The organism is Streptomyces sp. NPDC047002 (assembly GCF_040704505.1).
Taxonomy (GTDB): Bacteria; Actinomycetota; Actinomycetes; order Streptomycetales; family Streptomycetaceae; genus Streptomyces.
The window spans coordinates 25645-50171 of the sequence record NZ_JBEYWC010000043.1; the positions used below are offsets into that span (position 1 = coordinate 25645).

At 74.2% G+C, this 24527-nt stretch carries 20 protein-coding genes and 1 pseudogene; 6 read left to right on the forward strand and 15 right to left on the reverse strand.

Annotated features, from left to right (window positions below; all coding sequences use genetic code 11):
* Positions 1 to 4: 4 nt before the first annotated feature.
* From AB0910_RS28720 to AB0910_RS28770, 11 genes are all read right to left on the reverse strand, one after another.
* On the reverse strand, positions 5 to 820 hold the full coding sequence (locus AB0910_RS28720) for a hypothetical protein (protein WP_366747574.1): 816 nt from the start codon (positions 818 to 820) through the stop codon (positions 5 to 7).
* Positions 814 to 1959, reverse strand: a complete 1146-nt coding sequence (gene dgoD, locus AB0910_RS28725) for a galactonate dehydratase (RefSeq protein WP_366747575.1) — start codon at positions 1957 to 1959, stop codon at positions 814 to 816. Before dgoD ends, AB0910_RS28720 begins: the two co-directional genes overlap by 7 nt.
* Positions 1956 to 2714, reverse strand: coding sequence for an FCD domain-containing protein (locus tag AB0910_RS28730; protein ID WP_366747576.1), 759 nt, complete (start codon positions 2712 to 2714; stop codon positions 1956 to 1958). Before AB0910_RS28730 ends, dgoD begins: the two co-directional genes overlap by 4 nt.
* Before the next feature lie 130 nt (positions 2715 to 2844).
* Positions 2845 to 3603 carry an SDR family NAD(P)-dependent oxidoreductase gene (locus tag AB0910_RS28735; protein WP_366747602.1) on the reverse strand — a complete coding sequence of 253 codons (759 nt, stop codon included), beginning with the start codon at positions 3601 to 3603 and terminating at the stop codon, positions 2845 to 2847.
* 59 nt (positions 3604 to 3662) lie between these two features.
* Positions 3663 to 5789 (reverse strand): alpha-galactosidase, encoded by a 2127-nt coding sequence (locus AB0910_RS28740; protein WP_366747577.1) that lies wholly within the window; start codon positions 5787 to 5789, stop codon positions 3663 to 3665.
* On the reverse strand, positions 5786 to 6691 hold the full coding sequence (locus tag AB0910_RS28745) for a carbohydrate ABC transporter permease (protein ID WP_366747578.1): 906 nt from the start codon (positions 6689 to 6691) through the stop codon (positions 5786 to 5788). The genes AB0910_RS28740 and AB0910_RS28745 overlap by 4 nt, the downstream gene beginning before the upstream one ends.
* A complete protein-coding gene (locus tag AB0910_RS28750) occupies positions 6691 to 7590 on the reverse strand; it encodes a sugar ABC transporter permease (RefSeq protein WP_366747579.1) in 900 nt (299 codons plus the stop codon). The genes AB0910_RS28745 and AB0910_RS28750 overlap by 1 nt, the downstream gene beginning before the upstream one ends.
* Position 7591: 1 nt before the next feature.
* On the reverse strand, positions 7592 to 8884 hold the full coding sequence (locus AB0910_RS28755; RefSeq protein ID WP_366747580.1) for an ABC transporter substrate-binding protein: 1293 nt from the start codon (positions 8882 to 8884) through the stop codon (positions 7592 to 7594).
* A gap of 144 nt (positions 8885 to 9028) precedes the next feature.
* Positions 9029 to 11155, reverse strand: a complete 2127-nt coding sequence (locus tag AB0910_RS28760) for a glycoside hydrolase family 27 protein (protein WP_366747581.1) — start codon at positions 11153 to 11155, stop codon at positions 9029 to 9031.
* A gap of 245 nt (positions 11156 to 11400) precedes the next feature.
* A complete protein-coding gene (locus AB0910_RS28765; protein ID WP_366747582.1) occupies positions 11401 to 12429 on the reverse strand; it encodes a 1-acyl-sn-glycerol-3-phosphate acyltransferase in 1029 nt (342 codons plus the stop codon).
* The gene (locus AB0910_RS28770) at positions 12426 to 13322 is read right to left on the reverse strand and encodes a patatin-like phospholipase family protein (protein ID WP_366747583.1); all 897 of its coding nucleotides are present in this window, start codon (positions 13320 to 13322) and stop codon (positions 12426 to 12428) included. Before AB0910_RS28770 ends, AB0910_RS28765 begins: the two co-directional genes overlap by 4 nt.
* A 328-nt stretch (positions 13323 to 13650) precedes the next feature.
* Here AB0910_RS28770 and AB0910_RS28775 point away from each other — a divergent pair, with 328 nt between their 5' ends.
* Positions 13651 to 14652, forward strand: coding sequence for a glycoside hydrolase family 16 protein (locus tag AB0910_RS28775; protein WP_366747584.1), 1002 nt, complete (start codon positions 13651 to 13653; stop codon positions 14650 to 14652).
* A 203-nt stretch (positions 14653 to 14855) separates the two neighbouring features.
* Complete coding sequence (locus AB0910_RS28780; RefSeq protein WP_366747585.1) at positions 14856 to 15197, forward strand: SH3 domain-containing protein; 342 nt, start codon at positions 14856 to 14858, stop codon at positions 15195 to 15197.
* Positions 15198 to 15263: 66 nt separating this feature from the next.
* Here the strand turns inward: AB0910_RS28780 and AB0910_RS28785 are convergent.
* The 4 genes and pseudogenes from AB0910_RS28785 to AB0910_RS28800 all read right to left on the reverse strand — a co-directional run.
* Positions 15264 to 15566, reverse strand: a pseudogene (locus tag AB0910_RS28785) (FAD-dependent monooxygenase); the annotation flags it as partial.
* Positions 15567 to 15676: 110 nt separating this feature from the next.
* A complete protein-coding gene (locus AB0910_RS28790; RefSeq protein WP_366747586.1) occupies positions 15677 to 16231 on the reverse strand; it encodes an XRE family transcriptional regulator in 555 nt (184 codons plus the stop codon).
* A 10-nt stretch (positions 16232 to 16241) separates the two neighbouring features.
* The gene (locus AB0910_RS28795) at positions 16242 to 18551 is read right to left on the reverse strand and encodes a helix-turn-helix transcriptional regulator (protein ID WP_366747587.1); all 2310 of its coding nucleotides are present in this window, start codon (positions 18549 to 18551) and stop codon (positions 16242 to 16244) included.
* 46 nt (positions 18552 to 18597) lie between these two features.
* On the reverse strand, positions 18598 to 19317 hold the full coding sequence (locus tag AB0910_RS28800) for a ribonuclease H (protein WP_366747588.1): 720 nt from the start codon (positions 19315 to 19317) through the stop codon (positions 18598 to 18600).
* Positions 19318 to 19500: 183 nt separating this feature from the next.
* Between AB0910_RS28800 and AB0910_RS28805 the strand changes: the two genes are divergently transcribed.
* From AB0910_RS28805 to AB0910_RS28820, 4 genes are all read left to right on the forward strand, one after another.
* A complete protein-coding gene (locus AB0910_RS28805; RefSeq protein ID WP_366747589.1) occupies positions 19501 to 21057 on the forward strand; it encodes a Y4yA family PLP-dependent enzyme in 1557 nt (518 codons plus the stop codon).
* Positions 21054 to 22382, forward strand: a complete 1329-nt coding sequence (locus AB0910_RS28810) for a pyridoxal-phosphate dependent enzyme (protein WP_366747590.1) — start codon at positions 21054 to 21056, stop codon at positions 22380 to 22382. The genes AB0910_RS28805 and AB0910_RS28810 overlap by 4 nt, the downstream gene beginning before the upstream one ends.
* Before the next feature lie 6 nt (positions 22383 to 22388).
* On the forward strand, positions 22389 to 23576 hold the full coding sequence (locus tag AB0910_RS28815) for an aminotransferase class V-fold PLP-dependent enzyme (protein ID WP_366747591.1): 1188 nt from the start codon (positions 22389 to 22391) through the stop codon (positions 23574 to 23576).
* Positions 23577 to 23717: 141 nt separating this feature from the next.
* Positions 23718 to 24527, forward strand: a complete 810-nt coding sequence (locus AB0910_RS28820) for a class I SAM-dependent methyltransferase (RefSeq protein ID WP_366747592.1) — start codon at positions 23718 to 23720, stop codon at positions 24525 to 24527.

Consider the following 24527-nt stretch of genomic DNA (forward strand, 5'->3'; position numbering starts at 1 on the left):
GGGCTCACAGGCCCGGGTCCGTGCGGCGGGTCGCGGTGGCGGTGAGCCGCCAGCGCAGCTCGCCGGTGTCCGGCACGCGGGCGGTGTCGCCTGGTGCGGCCCCCTCGCGGTCGAAGACGCGGCCCAGCATGGGCTCGACGCCGACGGAGCGGTAGGGGGCGCCGCGGGGGAAGCCGCCGAGGTTGCGCCAGAGGGCGACGGACACGGGGACGCCCTCGGCCTCGACGCGCAGGGTCAGGGTGTCGGGGCCGTCGTGGACGGACGCCTCGTGGGTCTCGGCGACGGCGCCGACGGCGGTCCCGTCCGCCGGGCCGAGCCGGTCCAGCGGGATCCCTGCGGGCGCGGGCCAGTGGCCGCGCACCCAGCAGGGGCCCTCGTCGGGGTAGAGCCGCAGGGGCGTGCCGTCGGGGAGCTCCACGCGGGCCTGCTCGGAGAGGTCGAGCAGGGCGTGGGCGGCCCAGACGAAGCGGTAGCCGGGGCGCGCGGTGAGCCGGTAGTCGGCGACGGTCCCGGCCGCGGTGGTGCGGATGCGCCGGGCGAGGTGGAAGTCGGGGCATGCCACCGTGTGCGTGCCGTCCGGGTCCTGCCGCCAGGCCCTGCTCCAGGCGTCGCCGTGGTCGGGCAGGCCGCGCACGGTCGGTACGCACTCCTCAAGGCCGCCCGCGTCGGCGAACGGCGCCCCGGGGCGTGCTCCGGCGCGTGCGGGCTCCTGCCGGTGCCAGAGCCAGTCGCGGCCGTGGGCGGTCAGGGAGGTCCAGCGCCCGCCGTGGTCCGGGTCGGTGGTGACGCGGGGGCCCACGGGCCGTGCGGCCCTCACCATTCCGCGAACGATCCGTCGGGGTGGCGCCACACGGGGTTGCGCCAGCTGTGCCCCGTACGGTCGGCCGCGCGCACGGCCGCCTCGTCGACGGTGACGCCGAGTCCGGGCGCCGCGGTCCTGTGGGCGTGCCCGTCCTCGAAGCGGAAGGGCTCGGTGTCGACGAGGTACGAGAGCAGGTCGGCCTCCTTGTTGTAGTGGATGCCCCTGCTCTGCTCCTGGATGAGGAAGTTGGGCGTGGCGAAGGCCACTTGGAGGCTGGCGGCCAGCGCGATCGGGCCGAGCGGGCAGTGCGGCGCCAGCTGGGCTCCGTACACGTCGGCGAGCGAGGCGATGCGGTGCACCTCGGAGATGCCGCCCGCGTGCGAGAGATCGGGCTGGGCGACCGCGATGCCCGCGGCGAGTGCGGGCAGGAACTCGGCTCTGCCGTAGAGGCGTTCGCCGGTCGCGATGGGGACGGGGCTCGCCGCGACGAGGGCGGGCAGGGCGTGGCCGTGCTCGGGCAGCAGCGGCTCCTCGACGAACAGCGGGTGGAGCGGGCCGAGTTCGCCGAGGACGCGGCGGGCGCCCGCGACGGTGAAGCGGCCGTGGAAGTCGACGGCGACGTCCCGGTCGGGGCCGAGCGCCTCGCGGGCCGCGGCGACCCGCGCGACGATGCCGGCGGTCTGCGCGGGGGTGGTCATCGGCGGGGTGCGGCCGGCCGCGTTCATCTTGACGGCGGTGAAGCCCGCCTCGACCTGCGCGGTGACCTCTTCGCGGATGCGGGAGGGGTCGTCGCCGCCGACCCAGGCGTAGACGCGTACGCGGTCGCGCACGGGCCCGCCGAGCAGGGCGTGGACGGGTGCCTCGTACGCCTTGCCCGCGATGTCCCACAGGGCCTGGTCGAGCCCGGCGACGGCGCTGGACAGGACGGGGCCGCCGCGGTAGAAGCCGCCCTTGGTCATCACCTGCCAGTGGTCCTCGATGCGCAGCGGGTCCTGCCCGAGGAGGTGTTCGGCCAGGACGTCGACGGCGGAGCGTACGACCTCGGCCCTGCCCTCGACGACGGGTTCGCCCCAGCCGACGAGTCCTTCGTCCGTCTCGACCCGGCAGAACAGCCAGCGGGGCGGTACGAGGAACGTCTCGATTCGGACGATCTTCACCGGGTCTCGTCACCCTTCTTCGGGGGTTTCGTGGGGGCGGCCGCGTCGCGGTGGACCTTGTGGAGGTCCCGCAGGGCCTGTTCGAGCAGGGCGCGCATGGCGTGTTCCGCGCGGTCGCCTTCGCCGTCGCGCACGGCGTCGAGCACGGCGCGGTGGCTGGGGACCGGGTCCTCCCCGTGCGGCGAGGAGTGGACGATCTCGTCGCGGTGGGCGAGGCCGGACTCGATGACCATCTCCATGCGTTCGAGGAGTTCGTTGTGGGTGGCCCGCAGCAGGGCGCGGTGGAAGGAGAGGTCGGCCTCGACGGCGGCGGCCGGGCGGCCGCCGCTCTCCGCCGCCATGGCATCGATGGCCGCGTCGAGCGCGGCGAGGTCGGTGTCGTCGCGCCGGGCGGCGGCCAGGCGGGCGGCGGCGGGCTCGACGATGCCGCGGACCTCGCCGAGGTTGCGCAGCAGTGCGAGGTCGGCGCCCGCGTCGGTGGAGCCGGCGAACTGCCAGCGCAGCACGTCCGCGTCGAGGAGGTTCCAGTCGGAGCGCGCGGTGATGTACGTGCCGCGTTTCTGCCGGGCGTCGACCATGCCCTTGGCGGCGAGGACCTTCAGGGATTCGCGCAGGGCGGTCAGACTGACGTCCAGTTCGTCCCGCAGCGCCCCGAGGTCGAGTACCGACCCCTCGGGCAGCTCTCCGCTCAGGACCCGCCGCGCGAGTGTCTCCACGGTCTGCCCGTGCACTCCGCGGCGCGCGTATGGCGTCATGTCGCTCTCTGCCTTTCTGCTGCTCGTGGTGGTGGGTCCGCGGGGCCGGCGGTCGACCGGCGGGTGGCGGGCCACCGCTGTCTCGTCCCAGGCTCTCGCGCGCCCGGGCGCGCGTACGCCGGGGGCCCGTTCAGGCCGATGCCTTGACGACGCTCCAGCCGCCGTCGACGAGGAGGCTCGCCCCGGTGACGTACCCGGCCTCGTCGGCGGCGAGGAACGCGATGGCCGCGGCGACCTCGTCGGGGGTGCCGAAGCGGCCCGCCGCGGTCTCCGCGACGCTGCGGGCGCGGTCCTCCTCGGGGACCCGGTCCCAGGCCGCGGTGAGGATGGGCCCGGGCAGTACGGCGTTGACGCGGACGTCGGGGCCGTACTCGACGGCGAGCTGCCCGCTCAGGGAGAGCAGGGCGCCCTTGGAGGCGGCGTAGGCGGGGTGGCCCGGGATGCCCTTGTGGGCGTGGACGGAGGAGGTCAGCACGACCGCTCCGTGCTGGGCGCGCAGGTCGGGCAGGAGGGTGCGGAAGCCGAGGAAGCCGCCGGTCAGGTTGACGGAGAGCTGGCGCTGCCAGGACTCGATGCTCATCTCGCCCGCGGGGGCCACGTCGACGGTGTAGGCGTTGCTGACGAGGACGCCGACGGGGCCGAAGGTGTGCGCGGCGGCCGCGACGCGCCCCCAGGCTGCCGGGTCGGAGACGTCGGCGGCGGCGAACAGGGCGCGTCCGCCCTCGGCGTGGATGGAGTCCGCGGTGTGCGCGCCGCGCTCCTCGGCGACGTCCACGAGGACGACCGCGGCTCCCTCGGCGGCGAGTCTGCGCGCGGTGGCCGCGCCGATGCCGGAGGCGGCGCCGGTGACGACGGCGACCCGGTCGGTGAAGCGTGCTGCGGGGTGCATGGGGCGGGTCGTCTCCTCGGGGTCGGCTGCGAGGCGGGGCGCGGGCGCGCCCGCCGGGGTCACGGTGCCACCGCCTTGTCCAGTACGACGAGGTCGGCGTCGTACGCGCCGGTCCAGGCGAACGGCAGTCCCGCGTGGGTGAGATGGGCGCCGCTGTAGGCGGCGCCTGTGCGTGCGTCGCGGTAGCGCGCGGCCGGGTCGAGGCCGCGCAGGCGCAGCCGGGCGGCCCGCCCGGGGACGAGGGGCGCGCCGTCGAGCGGCCCGGTGTTCCAGGCCGTGACGACGACGCGGCCGCCGCCGGGGTGCTCGTACTGGACGCCGCAGGTGGCGTCGGCGGGTCCGCCGAGTGTGCGCACCTCGCCGTGGTGGACGGTGTCGCGGACCTCCTTGTAGCGGGCGATCCACTCGGCGGCCTCGGCGCGCTGCTGCGGGCTCCAGCGCCTGAGGTCGGCGCCGATGCCGAGGACGCCGGCCGCCGCGGTGACGAAGCGGAAGGCGAGGGAGCGCGGCCTGGGGTCGAAGACGCCGGGCGCGTCGGTGACCCAGGAGCTCATGGTGTGCGGCGCGTGGGCGTGCAGGTAGCCGTGCTGGATGGCGAGCCGGTCGAGCGGCGCGGTGTTGTCGCTCGGCCACACCACGTCGGTCCGTGCGAGGGTGGCGTGTTCGATGCGGGCGCCACCGCCCGCGCAGCCCTCCACGGTGACCGAGGGGTGGCGGGTGCGCAGGTGGTCGAGGACACGGAGGTATCCGGCGACGTGCGCGGCGTCGAGGTCCTGGGTCTCCGGGGGCCCGCCGCCCGGCCTGCCGCGCTCGGTCGGCGGCCGGTTCATGTCCCACTTGAGGTAGGCGATGTCGTGGTCGCCGAGGAGCCGGTCGAGGGTGGCGAGGACGAACTCCTGCACGTCGGGGCGGCCGAGGTCGAGCAGCAGCTGGTTGCGTACGAGGGTGGCGGGGCGGCCTTCGATCCGGTAGGCCCACTCGGGGTGCCGGGCGTAGAGGGCGGAGCGCGGGCTGATCGCCTCGGGTTCCACCCAGAGTCCGAAGTCCATGCCGAGGGCGCGTACTTCGCGGATGAAGGCGTCGAACCCGCAGGGGAATGCGGTGGGTTCTGGGGTCCAGTCGCCGAGTCCGCCGGTGTCGTCGTCGCGGCCGGGGAACCAGCCGTCGTCCACGACGAAGAGTTCGGCGCCGAGGCCGGCGGCGGTGCGGGCGAGGTCGAGCTGGGTGGCGGCGTCGACGGCGAATCCTGTCGCCTCCCAGGAGTTGTAGAGGACCTTGCGGGGGCGGTGCAGCCGCTCTCCGGCGAGGCGGCGTTCGTAGTGGTGCCAGACGCGGGCGAGGCCGTCGAGCCCTTCGGGGCTGAACGCGCAGGCGAGCCAGGGGGCGGTGAGGGTGGCGCCGGGGTCGAGGAGCACGGCGCCCTCGTGCGGGAGCCGTCCTGCCCTGACGCGCACGGTGCCGCCGGGTTCGGCGTCCGCGGTGATGTGCCAGTTGCCCGGCCAGGCGAGGGCGATGCCGTAGGTGGGGGTGGCGGGTCCTTCCGCGGGCTCGGCGGCGTCCTGCACGGCGAGCCACGGCGCGTAGGCGTGGCCCGGTACGCCCTGGGTGCTGCCGATCTCGAACCGGCCGCGCTCCAGCTCGACCTGGGTGAGCTGGAATTCGCGGGACCACTGCCCGGTGAGGCAGGTGAGGCGGGCGGCGCGGGTGACGGGCACGGTCACGGCGCCCGAGTCGAACCGTTCGAGCCGCAGGGGCTCTCCCCCGGTGTTGGTGTGTTCGGTGCGGCGCCGTACGACGTCGGTGCCCGGCACTGTCTCGTAGACCAGGGCGGTGGCGAGACCGAGGTGTGCGTCGGTGAAGGTGAGCCGCAGCGTCTGGGCGCCGCCGCCGTCCTCGTCCTGCTCGGCTCCGGTGAAGGTCCACCAGGTGCCGCGCTCCTCCCCCGGGCGGCAGACGACGAGGTCCGCGCCGGTGAACGGCCGCTGTCCGTAGGGGATGTACTCGGCGGGTGCGGCGTCGGCCGGGGTGATGAAGTGGGTGCGGTGCGACCAGTCGAGCGGGGAGGGGCCGGTCTCGGTGCCGTCGGGCCCCCAGGCGGCGAGCTCGGGCCAGGGGCCGTCGGGCGAGAGGCGGACCGCGTACACGGTGGTGCCGGTGCGCAGGGTCCAGGGGCCGTGCGATGTCACTTGACCGCTCCGAGGTTGAGTCCTGCCACGAAGTGGCGCTGGAACCGCAGGAACACGAGCACGGTGGGGGCGGCGGCGATGACCGACCCGGCCGCGATGACGTTCCAGTCCGACACGTACTGGCCCTGGAGGCCGATGAGGGAGGCTGTGATGGGCATCCTGCTGTCGGTGCGCAGCACGGTGATCGACCACAGCAGGTCGTTGAAGATCCAGGTGAACGACAGGGCGCAGAGCGCGGCGAGCGCGGGCTTGGCCAGCGGGAGGACGATCCGGCGGTAGATCGTCCAGGGGCCGGCGCCGTCGATGACGGCGGCCTGCTGGATCTCGGCGGGAATGGACCGCATGAAGCCGTGCAGGACGAAGACGTAGAAGCCGACGCCGAAGCCGACCTGGACGCCGATGACGGCGTACAGGCTGTCGTACAGGCCGAGCATCTCGGTGAGCTTGGAGACCGGGACGAGGAGGATCTGCGGGGGCAGCAGGTTGCCTGCGAGCATCACGAGCAGCACGGTGCGGCGCAGCGGCAGGTCGTAGCGGCTGAGGGCGAAGGCGGCCATGGAGGCGAGCAGCAGCGAGAGCAGGACGGCGGGCACGGTGACGAGGACGCTGTTGAGCAGGGCCCTCGCCTGGCCGCCGTCCGTCCATGCCTGGGCGAAGCCGTCCAGGGTGAAGGAGCGCGGCAGGGCGCCGAGGCCGTTGCCCGCGATGTCGTCGAACGAGCGGGTGGCGGTGACGAGGACGAGCGCGACGGGCAGCAGCCACAGCGCGGACAGCAGCACGGCGCCGGTGTGGAAGCCCGCGGTCGCGGCGCGGCGGCGGGCCGCCGGGTCGCGGCGCGCCGCCCTGCCGGGCGGGGCCGCCGGCTTGTGGGCCGGGGGCGCCTGGGGGTGGGTGACGGTCATCAGTCGGCCTCCCGGAAGGCGCGGACGAGGTAGGAGACGATGACTCCGAACGCCAGGATGAAGATCACCACGGCGAGCGCGGAGCCGTAGCCGAGCCGCAGCGACTGGAAGGCCGTGGAGTACATGTAGGTGCTCAGGAGTTCCGAGGAGTGGTACGGGCCGCCGCGGGTGAGCGCCCACACCACGTCGAAGGAGCGCAGCGAGTCGATGACGACGACGGAGACGACGACGGCGTTGACGCTGCTGAGCTGGGGCAGTGTGATGTGCCGGAAAAGCTGCCTGCGGTTGGCCCCGTCGACCTTGGCCGCCTCGTACAGGGCGGGGTCGATGCCCTTGAGCCCGGCGAGGTAGAGCACCATCACGTAGCCGATCTCGCGCCACAGGGCGGGCACGATGACGGCGTACAGGGCGGTGTTCTGGTCGGCGAGCCAGGGGTGGGTCCAGCTGCCGAGGCCGAGGCCGCCGAGCGTCTTGTCGATGAGCCCGTCGGGCTGGTACATCGCCTGCCAGACGAGGGCGGTGGCGACGAGCGAGAAGACGACGGGCAGGAACAGCGCGGCGCGGTAGAACCCGACGCCCCTGCGCTCCTGTTGGAGCAGGAGCGCGGCGCCGAGGCCCAGGACGACGGACAGGCCGCCGAACAGGACGAGCCACAGCACGGTGTCGAGGAGCGCGGTGCGGAAGACGCTGTCGCCGAACATCTCGCGGAAGTTGCCGAGTCCGACGAACTTCGCGGGGGCGACGCCGTTCCAGTCGGTGAGGGAGAGGTAGAAGCCCTGGATCGCGGGCCAGAACACCCAGAACGCCTCGGCGAGCAGCGGGATCAGGACGAAGGCGAGGACGACGGGCGGCACCCTGGTGGCGCGCCTGCGGCGGGCCGGTGCGGTCAGGAGCGCCATGTCACTGGTTCCAGATCTTCTGGGCGTCGCGCTGCCAGGTGGTGAGGATGCTCCCGACGTCCTTGGGCTTGGACAGGAAGTGGGTGAGCGCGGTGTCGGCGGAGGGCTGGAGCGCGTCGCTGGAGTCGCGGTTGAAGAACTGGGTGATGTCGGAGGCGTTCTCGATGAGCGCGCGGCCCTTCTTCACCAGGGGTGTCCCGCTGTCCTTGGCCTTGGGGTTGACGGGTATCGCGGTGCCCGACGAGCCCTTGAGGTAGGTCTCCTGCGCCTCGACGGTCGCCATGTAGCGCATGAGTTCCTTCACCTCGTTCTTGCGGCGGGTGCGGGCGCTGGCGAAGTACCCGTCGGTGGGGCCCTCTTCGGCGGCCGGGACCTTGGGGTCGATGATCGGGAAGCGGAAGAAGTCGATGTCGTCGAGGGCGTCCTCGGGTGCGGCGTCGGCGAAGAACGTGCCGATCAGCATCATGCCCGTACGGCCCTGGAGGAGGGCGGTGGTGGCGTCCTGGAAGGCGAGGGCGGTGCCGTTGGGGTCGAAGTACGGCAGGGCCTCGCTCCACCGGTCGAAGACGCGGCGGACCTCGGGGTCGTCGAAGCGGTGCTTACCCGCGAGGAGGTCGCGGTGGTACTGGGCGCCGTTGATGCGGATGTCGAGGTAGTCGAACCAGGAGGAGGCCACCCAGGTGGTGCCGTTGCCCGCGCCGAGGCCGATGGGGGCGACCTTCTTCGCCTTGAGCTTGTCGCACAGGTCGAGGAACTCGTCCCAGGTCCTGGGCTCCTCGACACCCCACTTGGCGAAGTGGGACTTGCGGTAGAACACGCCCCACCAGTAGTAGGAGGCCGGCACGAAGACCTGCTTGCCCGCGGAGTCCGTGCAGAGCTTCTTCTGGGCGTCGGAGTAGGTGGCGAGGTCGCCGCCGGTCCACAGGTCGCTCACGTCGAGCAGCAGGTTCTGCTTGGCGTAGGAGTCGGCGACGGAGCCCGGGTACCAGGTGAGGACGTCCGGCGGGTTGGCGGAGGTGAGGTACGTCGGCAGCTGGGTGCGGAAGGTCTCGGAGGCGACGGTGTTGAGGGACGCCTTCGCGCCGCCGCGCTTGTCGAAGGCGTCGACGAGCTTCTGCATCGCCGCCTTGGCCTGCGGCGACGACAGGTTCGACTGGAGCGTCACCGGGCCGCCCGACGCGCCCTTGGCCGAGGGGGAGCTGGTCGACGTGACGCATCCGCTCAGCAGGGCGGCGGCTGAGGCCGCGCCCGCTGAGGCGAGGAACCTGCGGCGGCTTGGCGGTGTGGCGATCATGGGTGGACTCCTTCGGTACCCACGGACGGGGGCCCGCGCCCGTGGCCGCGGGCCCCCGCGTTCGGCTGGAACAGGCTGTCGGAACGGAGCGCCACCGTCAATATTAATTACGAATTTATTTCTCGACGGTGGCGGAGAATCGGGTCAGAGCGTCGTTTCCCGGACGCGTCCGGCGACGGAGCGGTACGCGGCGAACACCTTGCCGCCGGGTCCCGCGGCCGCGCCGAGCGCCCCGTCGAGGGCGCCGCTCGGCCAGGCGGTGTTCTTCGACCAGTCGCTCCAGGCGCCGCCGCCCGTGGCGGTGTAGGTGCGCTTCCAGAGCGTGTAGTCGGCTGCCCGCGCGTAGAGGCGGACGGTGTCGCCGGTGGCGACGAGGGTGGGGGCACCGCCGACCGTGCCGCCGAGGGAGGACCAGGCGGACCAGGTGCCCGACGCGTCCCGCACCCGCTCCCAGACGGCGTCGTCGCCGGTGCGCACCGCGACGTGGAGGCGGCCTGCGGAGTCGGCCGCGGCCGCGGGGCGGCCGGTGACGCCAAGGCCCGCGGGGGCGCCCACGGAGTGCGTGCCGTCAGGGCCGAGGGAGAGCACTCCCCCGTCGGGCTCCGCGGCGAACAGCGTCCAGTCCCCCGGCCCGCGGTAGGCGACGGACGGCGCGCTCGCGAGCCGGCCGCCGAGCCGCTCCCACCGGCCCCAGCGGCGCCCGTCGTACGTCCTGCGGTAGGCGGCGTCGTCGGTGCCGCGCACGAACACGTCGATCCGGCCGCCGGCCGAGCCGTAGGCCGCGGGGGCGCCGCTGATCCGGCCGCGGGTGGGACCGCCCAGGTCGGTGGCCCTGCCGTGCCAGGCGCCGTCCCGGCCCTCCTGCGCGCGCAGCGACCCGTCCCGTGCCCGGGTGAAGGCCGTCAGGCGCGAGCCGTCCGCGACGAGCGCGGGGTCGTCGGACGATGTGGTGCCGAGGGCCGTGCCGGGCGCGGCGTCCGTGCCGGAGAGCTTGAGGAAGGCGGTGCCGTGGGCGGGTACCGTGACGGTGTACGAGCCGGTGTGCGTGCCGCGGTCCACGCGGGCCCGCAGGTCCCTGACGGCGACCCGGCCGCCGAGCCCGGCGTCGGCGAAGTCGACGGTGCGCCGCTGCGCGGTGTCGGAGCGGTTGAGCAGGACGACGGCGCGCTTGCCGGTCCCGCTGAGGACCTTGCTGTAGGTGTCGCCCGAGGCGTCGGTGGCGACCCGTACGCCCTGGATGTCCAGCGGGTCCTGGTCCACGGCGAGGATCTCGGGGTTGGTCAGCGTCGCGAGCATCGGCTCGGTCAGGGTGCGCGGATCGGAGCCGATGACCAGCGGGGACGCCATCTCGGCCCACATCACCAGCTGGCTGGTCGACTCCTCCTGGTTCAGCTCGTACGCGCCGTCGGGCAACGTGCGCATGGGGATGAGGTAGTCGGGGTCGCCGTAGTGGCCGGGGCTCTGGGCCTCCGGGTGCTGGGCGTTGGCGTCCATGTTGCGCAGGACGTTGGCCCACTCCCCCGCGGTGGGGGTGCCGAAGGCGATGTCGGTGCCGGTGCGCCAGGAGGTCGCGAGGCGCGGGCCGAAGGTGTACGAGTTGTGGGCGTCCTGCGCCGGGGTGTGCGGCACCCCCCAGTCGTCGGTGAGCGGGTTGCAGAGGTTGAGCAGCATGGGTCTGCCGGTGGCGGCGATCGCGGCGCTGAACTCGCCGAAGGCGGTGGCCGGGTCGAGCTTCTCGGAGATGCCGCACAGGAAGTCGGCCTTGACGGCGTCGACCTGCCAGTCGGCGAACTGCTGCGCGTCCTGGCGGTAGTGGCCGCGGCTGCCGAGTCCGCAGCTCTTGCCGCCGTCGTAGTCCCCCGCGTCGGTGTAGATGCCGACACGCAGGCCGAGCCGGTGCAGCCGGTCCACCAGGGCGGGGATGCCGGAGGGGAAGCGCTCCGGGTTGGCCACGAGCCGCCCGGAGGCGTCGCGCGGGGTGTCGGCCTGCCAGCCGCCGTCCAGCCAGACGATGTCGTAACCGGCCTTGCTCAGGCCGCTCTTGACGAGGTATCTGGCGGCGCTCTCGACCTGCTGCTCGGTGGGGGCACCGAGCCCGTAGTACGTGTTCCAGCCCATGTACGGGGTGGCCGCGACGGCCTTGGGCGGGTGCGCGGCCTGCGGCCCGGCGGACGCCTGGGCGGCGGGCGCGGCCACCGCGACGAGCGCGGCCGCGACGAGCACGGCGGCGAGCCGGCGGGTGCGGGCCGTCCCTGCACGGGATGAAGTCATGGGTGCCTTCCCGGGGTTGAGGCGGGTGGAGTGGGGTGGCTCGGGGGGCCCGCCGCACGGGGAGGGCGAGCGGGCCAGGAGAAGACTGTGGCCGCGCACGCACGGTGTCAATATTTATTCCTAATTTAATGAGAGTTGCCGGGGCGTGGGTGTCCGCGGTGGGACACGTGATTGAATGCGGTGCCGGTGTGCCCCGGCCAGGTGTTGCCCTCGGTCAGGTGTATCGCCGGCCGGGTGCGCCCGGGTCAGGCGGCGTCGGCATGCTCCGCTATCCAGGCGTCCACCCGGGCCCACTGGGCGAACAGCCAGTCGCCGCGGGCCTCGTCGCCCGCGGGGATCCGCGCGGCGGGGACCTGCCACCAGTGGGCCTCGACGCGCCGCCGCAGCGGCAGCGCCGCCCAGCCCGTGCGTACGGAGGTGATCCAGTCGAGCCCGGTGTGTGCCACGAACACCACGTCGGCGGTGGGCGCGGCGCGCAGGACCGCGAGCACTCCTGCCGTGTGCGGCGCGAGGACGTGCGGCATCGCGGCGGCGCGCGCCGCCCTCTCGGGGCGGCCGGTGCGGCGCAGCGCGCCGATGGCGCCGCGGTGGCGGCGTGCGGTGAAGTTGCCGCCCTCGGGGAAGAGGACCAGCGCGTCGCCGGGCCCCATGCGCGCCGCGAGCGCGGCCATCTCCCGCTCCGTGCGGGCCCCGTGCGCGGCCGGTACGAAGCAGTGCGGCATGCGGCTGAGGAGGATGTCGAGGCAGGGGTCGAGGCGCAGCATCCGCTTGAGCACGATGTGCGGCCGCAGCCCCGCGCCGGCGAGCAGGCTGTGCACGACGAGGAACGAGTCGCCTGGCCCCGCGTGGCGCGCGAGCACCAGCACGGGCCCGGGGGCGCCGGAGCCGGTCGCGCCCGGCGTCCGCGCCGCTGCGGGGACGGGCAGCGGCGGTGTGATGTGCAGCCGCAGGCCGAAGGCGCGGGTCGCCGCTCGGTACAGCAGGCGGAGCAGCCGGTCGAGTTGGGCGTACGCGGCGGGGTCGGCACACCCGTCGGCGCGGGCCGCCGAGCGGTCCTGACGGCGCAGCCGGTGTGCGGTGGCGACGAGCACACCGGTCACGTCGGCCACCAGGTAGAGCAGCGCGAACGCGCCGATGCGCGCGGTGCGCCAGTGGCCGCGCCTGACCAGTGACACCGGCCCCGTGCACACCATCGCGGCCACCAGCAGCGCGGCGGTCACCGGGATGAGGGCCGCGAACAGCGCCGTGGCGGCCAGGCGGCGGGCCGTCGTCACGGCCGCCGCGCCGCAGGAGCGCCGGCCGCGGCCTCCTCCAGATAGCGCGCCGATGCCTCGTACGCCCGCTCGATGCGCTCCGCGGTCCGCGCGAAGTCCCGGTGGCGCAGTTGGCCGACCGGGGTCCACTCGCGGGCGGCCGCCCCGCTGGGCAGGACGTGCACGGTGACGTCGCCCGGCAGGTCGGCCATGTCCCGGGCGAAGCGGTGCCTGCGGGCGATCTCGAAGGAGACCATCGCCACCTGCCAGGGGTAGCGGGGCGGGCGCAGAGGCGCCTCGATCCGTCCGACCTGGAGGACGTAGACGGTCCTCGCGCCGAGCGCGACGGCCCGGCCCACGGGGATGCTGTTGACGAGACCGCCGTCGATGTAGTGCCGCCCGCCGATCCGCGCGGGCGGCAGCAGCCCGGGCACCGAGCAGGACGCCACCACGGCGTCGGCGAGCGGGCCCTCGGTGAACCAGTGCTCGGCCGCGCCCTCGATCCCTGCGGCCACGCACTGGAACGGCAGCGCCAGATCCTCGATGTGCTCCACCGGCAGGTGGGCGGCGAGGAGTTCGCGCAGCGGGTCGGCGGAGTAGAGGTGGGTGCCCCCGCTGCGTACGACCGTGGCGAGCCGGTCGGCGAGCGACCCGGAGAAGACGCCCGCGCGGCCGAGCCCCGTCCACAGCCCGGTCAGCCGCTCCACGGCGCCCGCGCTCGGATCGGCGGCGACGGCGGCGCCGTTGATGGCCCCCACGGACGTGCCCACCACCAGGTCGGGTGTGATGCCGGCGGCGAACAGGGCCTGGAGCATGCCCACTTCTTGCGCGCCGAGCGCACCGCCGCCGCCGAGCACGAACGCACACTCGTGCGCGCCCCGTGCGACCGGCCCGCGCCCCTCTCGCTCGTTCATGCCCTCTCTGCTGCCCCACCGCCCGGCGGCCACTCCCCCGCGGGGGCCGACGCGGCGTCAGCGGAAGGCACCGCTCCGCGGCTCCGGGCCCGCCGCGGGGGCATGGGCGGGCGGCGTCCGGGGCGTCCGCCGTCCCGATCTCGGCGGGTGCCTTGACGGCGCTGCGGGGCGGGGGTAGACAACTCTCTGGCTGAGAGAGCGCTCTCAGTCGGAGTCCCCGCCCTGCACGGTCCCCCACCCCGTCAGGAGAGGCGATGGAAGGAGTCTCCGGCAGTACACCGTGTATGGGCAGACCCCCACAACGGGCTCATACGGAACAGGAGAACCCATGGCCCCTGGAGACATCCCCAGGCCATCAACACGCCGCCGCTCACGCGGGTCCAGGTTCCGCCGGACCCTCGTAGGGCTCTCGGCCGGTGCGCTGACCCTCGCCGGTCTCACGGTCACCGCGCACGGCGCCGTAGCGGCGCCCGCCGACACCCGGGCCGCCGCGGCCGCGCCTGCGGACGTGCCCGCGCCGCCCGCGGGCTTCACCACCACATGGAGCGACGACTTCAACGGTGCGTCAGGCAGCGGTCTCGACACCGGCACGTGGAAGTACGACACCGGTCCCGGCAGCAGCTTCGGCACCGGTGAGATCGAGACCATGACCGACTCGACCGACAACGTTTTCCTCGACGGCAACGGCCACCTCGTCCTGAAGGCGCTGCACTCCGGCAGCGACCCGGGGGCGGGCTGGACGTCGGGCCGGGTGGAGACGCAGGACGACTCGTTCGGCGCGCCGCCCGGCGGTGTCGTCATGATGCAGTCGTCGATCAAGCAGCCCGACGTGACGACGGACAACGGGGCAGGCTACTGGCCCGCGTTCTGGATGCTCGGGCAGCCGCTGCGCACGGGCACGACCTGGCCGACGTCCGGCGAGGTCGACATCCTGGAGGACGTCAACGGCCGCAGCTCGGTCTTCGGCACCCTCCACTGCGGGGTGAGCCCGGGCGGCCCGTGCAACGAGTCCACCGGCATCGGAAGCGGCGAACACGCCTGCCCCGGCTGTCAGTCGGACTACCACACGTACGCGGTGCAGATCGACAGGTCGACGTCGCCCGAGCAGATCCGCTGGTACCTGGACGGGCAGAACTACTTCACGATCAACTCGACGCAGGTCGACTCCGACACGTGGACGAAGGCGGTGGACCACCCCTTCTTCATCATCTACGACCTGGCGATGGGCGGGGGCTTCCCCGGCGCGTTCGGTGGCGGGCCCAACGCCAGTACGGTGTCCGGCGGGCAGATGGACATCGACTACGTGGCCGTCTACAACAAGGCGCCCTGACCGGGGCCGCCGCTCCTGCGGGCACACCGCCCGCCCTGCCGAGGATCCCGCCCCGCGCATCCGCGCGGGGCGGGATTCGCCGTACCCCGGCCGTGACGCGCCGGACGGCGGGATGAACCGAACCGGCCCGCGGCGCGTCCAGAGGGGAGAGGCGGCCGGTGGCCGCGCTCACGACCAACGGGGAAGGAAACACCATCATGGGCATGAGGACCAGGGCTCTCGCCGCGACCGGTGTCGGCATCATCACCGCGGGACTGCTCGCGACCGGGGCAGCGGCCGCCCAGGCGGCACCCGCGGGGCTGCCGTACGGGGTCACGCCGTACGAGAACGCCAACGTCCGCTCCGGACCGGCCACTTCGTACAGCATCACGGGACACGTCACCGCGGGTGAGCCGCGCGGCGCTTCCTGCTGGACGCACGGCCAGAGCATCACGGACAACGGCTACACCAACGACGTGTGGGTACGCCTCGCCGAGGGCTACGTCAGCGCGGTCTACCTGAAGGGCGACCAGTACGGCGGGCTCCCGGCCTCCGCCACCTGCTGAGCACACCGTGGTGCCGCCGCCGCGCCGGGGGCGGCACCACGGCGCCGCCGATGGAGTGCGCAGGGGTCAGTGCGGGTCGCCGGCGGGGACATGCGGTTCGCCGGAGAGCAGGTCGGCGGCCCGGCCGTCGAGCGCGCGCTGCATGTCGGTGGAGCGGGGCAGCATGGTCTTCCCATAGGCGCGCAGGGCGTCGTCGACCGTCTCGTGACGGGCCAGGGCCAGGGCGAGTTCGGCGGCATCGAGCATGGCCAGGTTGACGCCGACGCCGAGCGGCGGCATGAGGTGGGCCGCGTCGCCGAGTAGGGTGACGGTGGGGTTGTGCTCCCAGACGTGCGAGACGGGCAGCGCGTAGAGGGGACGGTCGATGTATCCGCCCACGGCGATCCCCTCCAGGTGATCGACCGGGCCTTCGATCTGCTCGACGGCGGCTGGCGCAGCCTCGCCCGACGTGATTCCGGAGGACGGACAGCAGAGGGCGGTCAGTAGTCGAGTTCCAGGTAGTCGATGTCGGTGAACTCGACCAGGAGGCCGTCGGCCCGGCGGCCGTTGTCTCTGAAGTAGACCTCCTGGAGGCCCTCCGCCGCGATGTCGCGCAGCTGCTGCTCCGTGGCGCCCGTGCGCTCGGCCTCGAAGAGGCGGGACGCGTAGGCGGGGGGCAGCGCCTGGGTGATCTGGCGGACGCGGGCGTCGTCCGTCGTGCCGGGGGCTGCGGTGAAGCCGAAGCGGGCGCGGGTCTCGATGACGATGCCGGTCTGCGACGCGGCCTGGCGGCGCGCACGGTCCCGGACGCGGGGCTGCCAGCGGCGCCGCACCTCGGCGGCCAGCCGGTCCGCGAGATCCTTGCGGGGGCGCTTCAACTGCCCTCGTACGTACCGCTCGACGGTCCGCTGCGAGACGCCGAGCAGCCGGGCGACCGCGCGGGTGCCCTTCTCGGCGCGTACCAGAAACCTCATCTGCGCCTGTGCCGACTTGGGCAGCGGCCGGGTGAAGTTCGCGGCCGCCGCCCTGTCGAGGCTGTCCGAGACGATTCCCATCGATGTGCCCCTACCGCCCGTCGTCCTCGCCGCTCACCAGGCCGGACCTGATGTGGCGCGCGACGTTGAGAGCGGGCCCGTGCTCCTCGATCAGCCCCTCGGCCCACAGGGTGGTGCGGGTGCCCTCGTGCTTGACCATCCCGGGCGAGACGCCGATACGGAAGCCGCCGGGCAGCGGCTTGCCTTCGGGGGTGTACGGCAGCACGTCGAGCGGCGAGGGCCCGTCCGACGGGTAGACGGCGCAGTCGGACAGGATGGCCACGGGGTAGAGGCCCGCCGTGTTCGCGAGGTTGAGCATCTTGCGGTGCATGTTGACGCGGGCCGCGGAGATCACGGCGGCGCGGATGTCCGGGCGCCAGGTGGGCCGGGCGAGCGCGGGCCAGGGCTCGCCGGGGCGCCAGCCGCCGCCCCTGGGGCGTTCGCGCAGCTTGCCGATGCCGCCCTTGACGGTCGCCTTGATCGCGGAGAGGACCGCGCCGGCCACCGGGTCGGCGTCCTCGCGCGCGGCCATCGCGTCGAGGAACTCGGCGGGTGCCATGCCCCGGTCGACGCCGAGCTCCGCCATGGTGGCGAGGTAGGCGTCGCGCAGCCGCGTGTACCAGGCGTCCAGGTAGGGGCCGCTCTCGCGCCGTACGTACGCCTCTGCGGGCGCGACGCGGTGGCCGAGTTCGACGGCGTACGCGACGGTCGGGGTGGCGTACCAGGCGGGACCCTCGGGCGTGCCGCCGTGCGGCGTGAACGGGCTCGGGAGCCGCGGGTCGAACTCGATGTGCGAGAGGTCGACCAGCCAACTGCCGGGCAGGGCAGGGTCGAAGTCCGGGGCGGTGACGTGCTCGGGGCCGCCGAGGCCGACGTTGAGCCGGTTCGCTGCGGCGGCGAACGCCATGTTGACGTCGATGCCGACGAGGTACCGCTTCATGCACTCGGCGTCGGTGAGCGGGCGCGACCACTGGTACGCCTCCTCGTCCAGGACCTGGTCGGGGGTGCGCTGGTGGAACGGCGGGTACAGGGACGCGAGGACGGGGTGGCCGTCGGGCGCCTCGGGCGGCGCACACGCGACGGCCTCGGTCAGCGAACCGGGCTGCGGCCCTGACACCCAGCCGCCGGAGGGGTCCCTGACGGCGCGTGTCGGCGGGCGCAGCGCCGTCATCAGTTCGAGCCCCGTGACGGCGGCGGATCCGCAGGGGGTGAGCACCCGGGAGGCGTACGTGCCGAGGGCGGCGGCCAGTTCGGCCGGCGGGAGGTCGGCCGCGCCGCGCCAGGCGCGGGTGTCGAGCGCGTCCCACGGGAGCACCGCGAGCTGGACGCTGCGGCGGCGGCCGCCCTCTGCGGGCCGGTAGACGCGGGCCCAGGGGCCGAAGCCGCGCCGGGTGAGCCGCCAGTCGGCGCGGCCGAGCGCCTTGACCACGGGGTGGGACTCGGGCAGGCGCAGGGCGCGCCGGTCAGCGAGCTCGTCGGGCAGGCCAAGACGGGCCGCCGCGGGCGCGGTGAGCACCAGGAGCGGGTCCGCGTCCTTGCCCGACCGGTGCAGGCGTGGCGCGCCGAGGTGTGCGTCGGTCAGGGCCCAGGAGATGAGGGAGGGCAGGTCGCGGTCCGGGCAGTCGAGGACGAGGCCGTCCGCGCAGTACGCGGCCCCCGCGCCGTCGAGCACGGCGAGCGGCCCGTGCGCGAAGCGCGGATCGGCGCCGTCCGCCCCGGCCGCGCGCCCGCTCGCGACCGCACGGCCACGCCGCTGTGCGGCGGGCCGCGGGGGCTGTGGGGCAGGCGTTGCCTGTGGGGCCTGTGGGGCCTGTGGGGCCGAAGCGTCCCCCGGCTGGGGCTGGGCAGCGGGCACCGTGCCCGGCTCGGCGGCGGGGCCCGGCACCCGGGAGGCGTCCGGCTTCGGGGCCTCCGGCGCGGAGGCGGCCGACGAGACCGCGTCGGCCGCCGGTGCGATCCCCGGGGCGGGGGCGGCGGATGAGGCGCGGCCGGCCGCCGGTGAGGGCTCCGGGGCATCCGTGGCCGCGGCGCCGCCGGAGACGACGTCGGCCGCGGGTGCGGCCCCCGGGGCGGCAGCGGCCGCAGCGTCGTCAGAGCCGGGCGCGGGGTAGCGTTCCGCGAGTTTGGACAGGAGGCGGGCGTACGCCTCGCGCTGCGGGGAGCGCGGCTCCGTCTTGCCGTTCTCCCAGGACATCACGGTGGCGCGCCGGACCCGCAGGGCCTTCGCCACCTGCTCCTGGCTCAGGCCGTGCGCCTCGCGGAGCCGCTTGCGCTCGGCCGGGGGCGGGAGCGGGGCGTGGTTTTCGATCAGCGCGTCGACCACGTCGAACAGCTCCGGCATTGCCACCTCCGCGTACCGCTGGCTCCTGCCCCTGAACCCTAGCCGGTCAGGCGGTCGCGGTACGGCAGGCCGGATGCCCCCAGCCGTCGTCGTTCTTCGCGATCTCCTCGCCCGCCGCGTAGGGGCGGCCGCAGCGGCAGCGGCCGGGGAACTTGGCCTTGAGGGTGCGTCCCGCCCCCGAGCCGGTGCGCTTGCGGGGCGCGGCCCCCTGACCGGTGCCGGTGCGGCGGGCACGGCCAGCGGCGGCCGAGCCCTCGCCCGTCGCGCTCGGCGGCGGGGCATCGGAGCCGTACGCGCTGCCCGCCGCCTCCTGCCGCTGGGCGACCATGCTGGCCGCGCGGTCGGCGAAGTCGTTGAGCGGGTCGCCGCCGACCTGGTGGGCGGGGACGTAGCGGAACTCGACGGGGCGGCCCGCCAGCAGGTCGTCGATGCGCTGGACCAGCTCCCTGTTGGCGACGGGCTTGCCCGCCGCCGTCTTCCAGCCCTTGCGCTTCCAGCCGGGCAGCCACTCGGTGACGGCCTTCATGGCGTACTGGGAGTCCATCCGGACCTCGAGCGGCACGGCGGGGTCGGTGGCGGTCAACAGCTGTTCGAGCGCGGTCAGTTCCGCGACGTTGTTGGTGGCGGTGCCGAGCGGCCCCGCCTCCCAGCGCTCCGGCCTGCCCTCGGCGTCGGCCACGACCCAGCCCCACGCCGCCGGTCCTGGATTGCCCTTCGATGCCCCGTCGCACGCGGCGACCACACGTTCCACCATGCCTCCGATCATGCCAGCTGCCGAGCGCCCCCCGGGCCGCGCCTCCGGCGCGGGTCCCGGCGCGGGACCCGCTCCCACCAGAGCGAATGATTACGGTTTTCATTGCATGAAGGCGTGGCGCGCTGGAAAGGCTGCATCGGGCACACAGCCGATCACGAGTGGTGAACAGCCGCACAGCCAGGAGGTCAGTACGCCGTGGGGGGCCCGCAGAACCAGCCGAATCCGCTCCGTCTACGGCCCGCGCTCGCGCCGCGCGCCGCGTCGCTGACCCGGGCGGCACCGTTCCTGCACGCGCTCGCCGACGGGCTCGGCACACCGCTCAACGCCGTGCTGCCCGAGCAGATCGCCGAGAACGCGGCGCGCTTCGACGCCGTGCTGCGCCGCCACCGGCTCGGGGGCGGGGTCTTCTTCGCCCACAAGGCGTCCGCGTCGAGCGCGCTGCTGCGGCGGCTCTCGGCGACCGGCTCGTCGGTGGACGTGGCGTCGGTCGAGGAGTTGCAGCACGCGCTGGCCTGCGGCTTCACCGCTGAGCGCATCGCGGCGACCGGGCCGAAGGACCCCGCGTTCCGGTGGCTCGGGGCCCGCGTCGGCGTGACGTTCCACGTGGACGGCCAGGAGGAGCTCGAAGCGCTGGCCGCCCTCGTGCGGGCCCACGCCCTGCGGCCGGTGCGGGTGCTGCTGCGCCTTTCCGGCTTCCCCTCCTCCGGGGTGAGGCGGCTGACCCGGCGCAGCAGATTCGGCACACCGGTGGCCGGGCTGCCTGCGCTGCTCGACGCGGTGGAGCGCTGCGGTGACGCCGTGGAGCTGCTCGGGGTCGGCTACCACCTGGACACCGTCAGCCTCGACGAGAAGGCCCTCGCACTGGAGGGCTGCGTGAAGGCCATGGACGCCTGCAGGGCGCGGGGGCTGCGGCCCCGGGTGGTCGACATCGGCGGCGGGTTCGGCGTCAGCTATCTGGCCGACGCCGGGCAGTGGGAGTCGTACACGACGGAGCTGATCCGCGCGGTGCTGGCCGACCGTCCGCCGCTGACCTGGGGGAACCACGGGTACGGCCTGCGCAGCGAGGGCGGCACCCTGGCCGGGGGCCTGTCCCTGTACCCGGGGTACCGCGAGGTGACGGGGCCTGCCTACCTGGACGAGCTGCTCTCCATGCGGGCGCCCTCGCTCGGCCGGACGCTGTCGACCCTGCTGCTCGAGAACCTCTACGACCTGTACGCGGAGCCGGGCAGGGCCCTCGCGGACCAGTGCGGTGTGACGCTGGCTCGGGTGCTCGAAGTGCGGCGCTGGGACGCGGAGGAGGACGGCGGCGCCTGGGCCGTTCGGCTCGATCTCAACGCGGGCGACTGCCCGTTGGAGGACCACGGCATCCTGGTGGACCCGCTCCTCGTGCCGCGCGGCGGGGCAGAGCAGGGCGCGCGGGGGCCGGTCGGGGCCTATCTCTTCGGCAACCTGTGCCTGGAGTCCGACCTCATCACGAAGCGGCTGGTGGCCCTGCCCCACCTCCCCTCCCCCGGTGATCTGCTGTGCTTCGCCAACACCGCCGCCTACTGCATGGACTTCGGCGCCCACGAGGCGCAACGGCGGCCCAGGGCACGGAAGGTGGCCGTCGAGCAGGACCCGGGCGCCGAGGGCGCCTGGCGGTGGCGCCTCGACACCCACTACTGGCCGCTCGACACCCACCCCCGGCCGCCGGAGGTCGCCGCCCCGGCCCCCGGCGCCGGATCCGACCCGCGGGAAGAGGCGAGGGCATGAGATACGACAGCGTCACGGACATCATCGGCGACACGCCCCTGTTGCGCATCGACCCGGCCGTGCACGGTCTCGCCTCGGTCGACCTGTACGCGAAGCTCGAACTGCTCAACCCCTTCGGTTCGGTGAAGGACCGGGCCGCCTGGAACATGGCGCGCCCCGGGCTGCCCGACGCGGTGGCGCGCGGCAGCATGCTGGTGGAGCTGTCGAGCGGCAACACCGCCAAGGCGCTCGCGCTGATCGCCGGGATGCACGGCCTCGGCTTCAAGAGCGTCACCAATCGGATGAAGGTGCCGGAGATCAAGGAGCTGCTGCTCCTTCTCGGCGCGGAGATCGAGGAGCTGCCGGGGCGCAGCGAGTGCCTCGACCCCATGGACACCGAGGATCCGCTGACCCGCTTCCACCAGGAGCTGTCCCGGCCGGGCAGCGCCTACCTCCACACGGACCAGTACTTCAACGCGCGCAACGCGGACGCGCACGCGGCCGGCACGGGCCCGGAGATCGTGCGCGACCTGGACGGGCGCGCGCCGGACTTCTTCGTCGCGTGCGTGGGGACCGCGGGCTCGTCGTCCGGGGTGGCGCGGGTGCTGCGCGCGCACAACCCGGACGTCGAGGTGGTGGGCCTGGTCGCGCACAAGTCGGACTTCGTACCCGGCATCCGCACCATCGACGAGGTGCAGGAGGTGGGGCTGTTCGACCCCGGTGTGTACGGGCGCATCGACGCGGTGACCTCGGGCGAGGCCATCGAGGGGATGCTCGCGCTGGCCCGCAGGTGCGGGGTGCTCTCCGGGCCGACCGGCGGCGCCGCGTACTTCGGGGCGGTGCGCCATCTGCGCCCCTACGATGCCGAGTTGACGGCGTCGGGCCGGCGCGCGACAGCGGTGTTCATCGTGTGCGACCGGATCGAGAGCTATCTGGGGTACGTGCGCAAGCGGCGGCCCGACCTGTTCGGGGCCGAGGCCCGGGGCGCTTCGGTGGCCGCGCTCTCCGACGGCGAGGTGGCGAAGGCGGTGTCGCTCGACGTGGCCGAGGCGCGGCGGTGGATCGCGGCGGAGGACCCGCTCGTGGTGGACCTGCGCAGCCCGTTCGCGTATGCGGCGCTCCACATCGAGGGCTCGGTGAACATCGTGGACGAGCTGTTCGAGGAACTGGTGCGGGACGGGCTGCCGTTCAGCAAGAGCCGCCCGGTGCTGCTCGCGTGCCCCGTGGGCGAGCGGTCGGCCGGGTATGCGGCGCTGCTGACGCGGCTCGGCCATCCGGACGTGCGCAGCCTCGCGGGCGGGATCGTCGCCTGGCGGGACGGCGGCGGCGAACTGGTCAGGGAGTGACGGGCGGTGGGCCTCTTCCCCGATCATCTGCGGGCGTGGCAGGAGCCGTTGCGGGCGCAGTTCCCGATCATCACGGCGCACCCCGGCCTCGCGTACCTGGACAGCGCCGCGACGGCGCAGAAGCCCGCGGCGGTGCTGGCGGCGGCCAGGGCGTACGTCACGGAGTCGAACGCCAACGCGGGCCGGGGCACGTACCCGTGGGCGAACGCGACGACGGCCATGGTGGAGCGGGTGCGCGAGCGGGTGAAGATGTTCCTCGGCGATCCGGCGCCGGAGCGGTCGCGGGTGCACTTCACCAGCGGCACGAGCGAGGGGCTGCGGGCGGTGGCCCTCGACTGGCTGCCGCGGTTCCTCGCGGACGGCGACGAGATCGTGGTCCCGTTCGGCGACCACGAGGCCAACGCGCTGCCGTGGCTGGAGGCGCGGGACCTACTGGCCCGCCAGGGGGTGCGGATCGCGGTGCGGGAGATGCCGTACCAGGCGGGGTCGCGGGACTACGACGCCGAGGCCCTCGCGGGGCTCGTGGGGCCGCGCACCCGGTTCGTGGCGGCGACGCACGTGCACCACGTGTACGGCGGCGACATGAACGTGCACCGGATCCGCCGCGCGGTGGGTCCCGACGCGGTGATCTGCCTGGACGCGGCGCAGAGCGTCGGACACGTGCCGGTGGACCTGGCCGCGCTCGACGTGGACTTCGCGGTCTTCTCCGGGCACAAGGCGCTGGCGCTGCCCGGCACGGGCGGGGTGTGGTCGCGTGGCCTGCGCGGCCCCGCCTTCGCGCCGGGCGGCTGGGCCGGGACGCCGAACACGGTGGGCATCGCGAGCCTGGAGGCGGCCGTCGACTGGCTGGACGCCGCGGGAGTGGAGCGGATCGAGGAGTGGACGGTGGGGCTCGCGGCCCGGCTCACGGACGGCCTCGACCGGATGCGGCCGTACGAGGTGCTCGGCTGCGCGCTCAGCCTCGCCGCGGAGAGCCGGGTGCAGCGGCGGCGTGCGCTGGTCACGCTGCGTCACGACCGGATCGACGCGGCGGACCTGGGCTTCATCCTCTACAGCCACGGCTTCATGGTCCGCTCCGACGGGCACTGCCAGGCCCGGGACGGCGAGCCGCGCGCCTCGGTCCGGGTGAGCCTGCACGTGTACAACACGCCGGAGGAGATCGACCGGCTCCTCGCGGTCCTTGACACACTGTGACTCCCCCGGCCGGGCGCGCGGAGTGTCCGCGCGCCCGGCGGCCCGCCGCGGAGGCCGATGCAGATGAAAACCGTTTTCGAGTGTAGATTTCTGTCACCTCCCCGGGACGCGGGATTCGAGAACGAGAGGTGACCGAGCGCGATGGGCCTGAGCACGACCACGGCGGCGCGGTGGGTGGAGCGCTGGGAGCGGCAGCAGCAGCGGTACGCGATCGACCGCGAGGAGCGGTTCACGGTGGTCGCCGACGTGGTCGAGCACGTGGCCGCAGGGCGGCGGAGCCCCGTGGTGGTGGACCTGGGCTGCGGTCCCGGGTCGCTCGCGGTGCGGCTGGCCAGGCGGCTGCCGCGGGCACGGATCGTCGCCGTGGACATGGACCCGGTCCTGCTCGAACTGGCGCGCGCCCACGCGGGTTCCGCGGGTGCGGCGGGCCGGGTGCGGTACGTGGAGGCGGAGATCGGCGCCGCGGACTGGACGGCGGCGCTCGGCGTCGGCGGGCCGCTCGACGCGGCCGTCTCCACGACGGCGCTGCACTACCTGCCGGGCCACCGGCTCCAGCGCGTCTACGCGCAGCTCGCCGGGATACTGCGGCCCGGCGGCGTCCTGGTCAACGCCGACCATCTGATGCCAGAGGACGCCGCCGACATCGCCGTGCACGTCGGGCGCAGGCGGGCGCGGCGGCAGCGGGCGTTCGCCCATGAGGACTGGGAGTCCTGGTGGGCGGCGGCCGAGCGGGACCCCGAGCTCACCGCCCTGTTCGCGGAGCGCAGGCGGCGCCACGGTGCGCCGGCCGCCGGCGGCCGCACCGAGGGCCGGCGCGCGGACGGCCGCGGCACCGGCGACAACGGTCTCACGCTCAACCGCCACGCGGCGATGCTGCGGGCCGCGGGCTTCGCGCAGGCGGGCCCGGTGTGGCAGGTCGGCAACAGCTGCGTGCTGGTGGCGGTGCGCTGA

Bases quoted from the DNA above. Each gene is read 5' to 3' on its own strand.
- AB0910_RS28720 (WP_366747574.1), bottom strand. From the start codon at position 820: ATGGTGAGGGCCGCACGGCCCGTGGGCCCCCGCGTCACCACCGACCCG.
- AB0910_RS28730 (WP_366747576.1), bottom strand. From the start codon at position 2,714: ATGACGCCATACGCGCGCCGCGGAGTGCACGGGCAGACCGTGGAGACA.
- AB0910_RS28735 (WP_366747602.1), bottom strand. From the start codon at position 3,603: ATGCACCCCGCAGCACGCTTCACCGACCGGGTCGCCGTCGTCACCGGC.
- AB0910_RS28745 (WP_366747578.1), bottom strand. From the start codon at position 6,691: ATGACCGTCACCCACCCCCAGGCGCCCCCGGCCCACAAGCCGGCGGCC.
- AB0910_RS28750 (WP_366747579.1), bottom strand. From the start codon at position 7,590: ATGGCGCTCCTGACCGCACCGGCCCGCCGCAGGCGCGCCACCAGGGTG.
- AB0910_RS28755 (WP_366747580.1), bottom strand. From the start codon at position 8,884: ATGATCGCCACACCGCCAAGCCGCCGCAGGTTCCTCGCCTCAGCGGGC.
- AB0910_RS28760 (WP_366747581.1), bottom strand. From the start codon at position 11,155: ATGACTTCATCCCGTGCAGGGACGGCCCGCACCCGCCGGCTCGCCGCC.
- AB0910_RS28770 (WP_366747583.1), bottom strand. From the start codon at position 13,322: ATGAACGAGCGAGAGGGGCGCGGGCCGGTCGCACGGGGCGCGCACGAG.
- AB0910_RS28775 (WP_366747584.1), top strand. From the start codon at position 13,651: ATGGCCCCTGGAGACATCCCCAGGCCATCAACACGCCGCCGCTCACGC.
- AB0910_RS28780 (WP_366747585.1), top strand. From the start codon at position 14,856: ATGAGGACCAGGGCTCTCGCCGCGACCGGTGTCGGCATCATCACCGCG.
- AB0910_RS28790 (WP_366747586.1), bottom strand. From the start codon at position 16,231: ATGGGAATCGTCTCGGACAGCCTCGACAGGGCGGCGGCCGCGAACTTC.
- AB0910_RS28795 (WP_366747587.1), bottom strand. From the start codon at position 18,551: ATGCCGGAGCTGTTCGACGTGGTCGACGCGCTGATCGAAAACCACGCC.
- AB0910_RS28800 (WP_366747588.1), bottom strand. From the start codon at position 19,317: ATGATCGGAGGCATGGTGGAACGTGTGGTCGCCGCGTGCGACGGGGCA.
- AB0910_RS28810 (WP_366747590.1), top strand. From the start codon at position 21,054: ATGAGATACGACAGCGTCACGGACATCATCGGCGACACGCCCCTGTTG.
- AB0910_RS28820 (WP_366747592.1), top strand. From the start codon at position 23,718: ATGGGCCTGAGCACGACCACGGCGGCGCGGTGGGTGGAGCGCTGGGAG.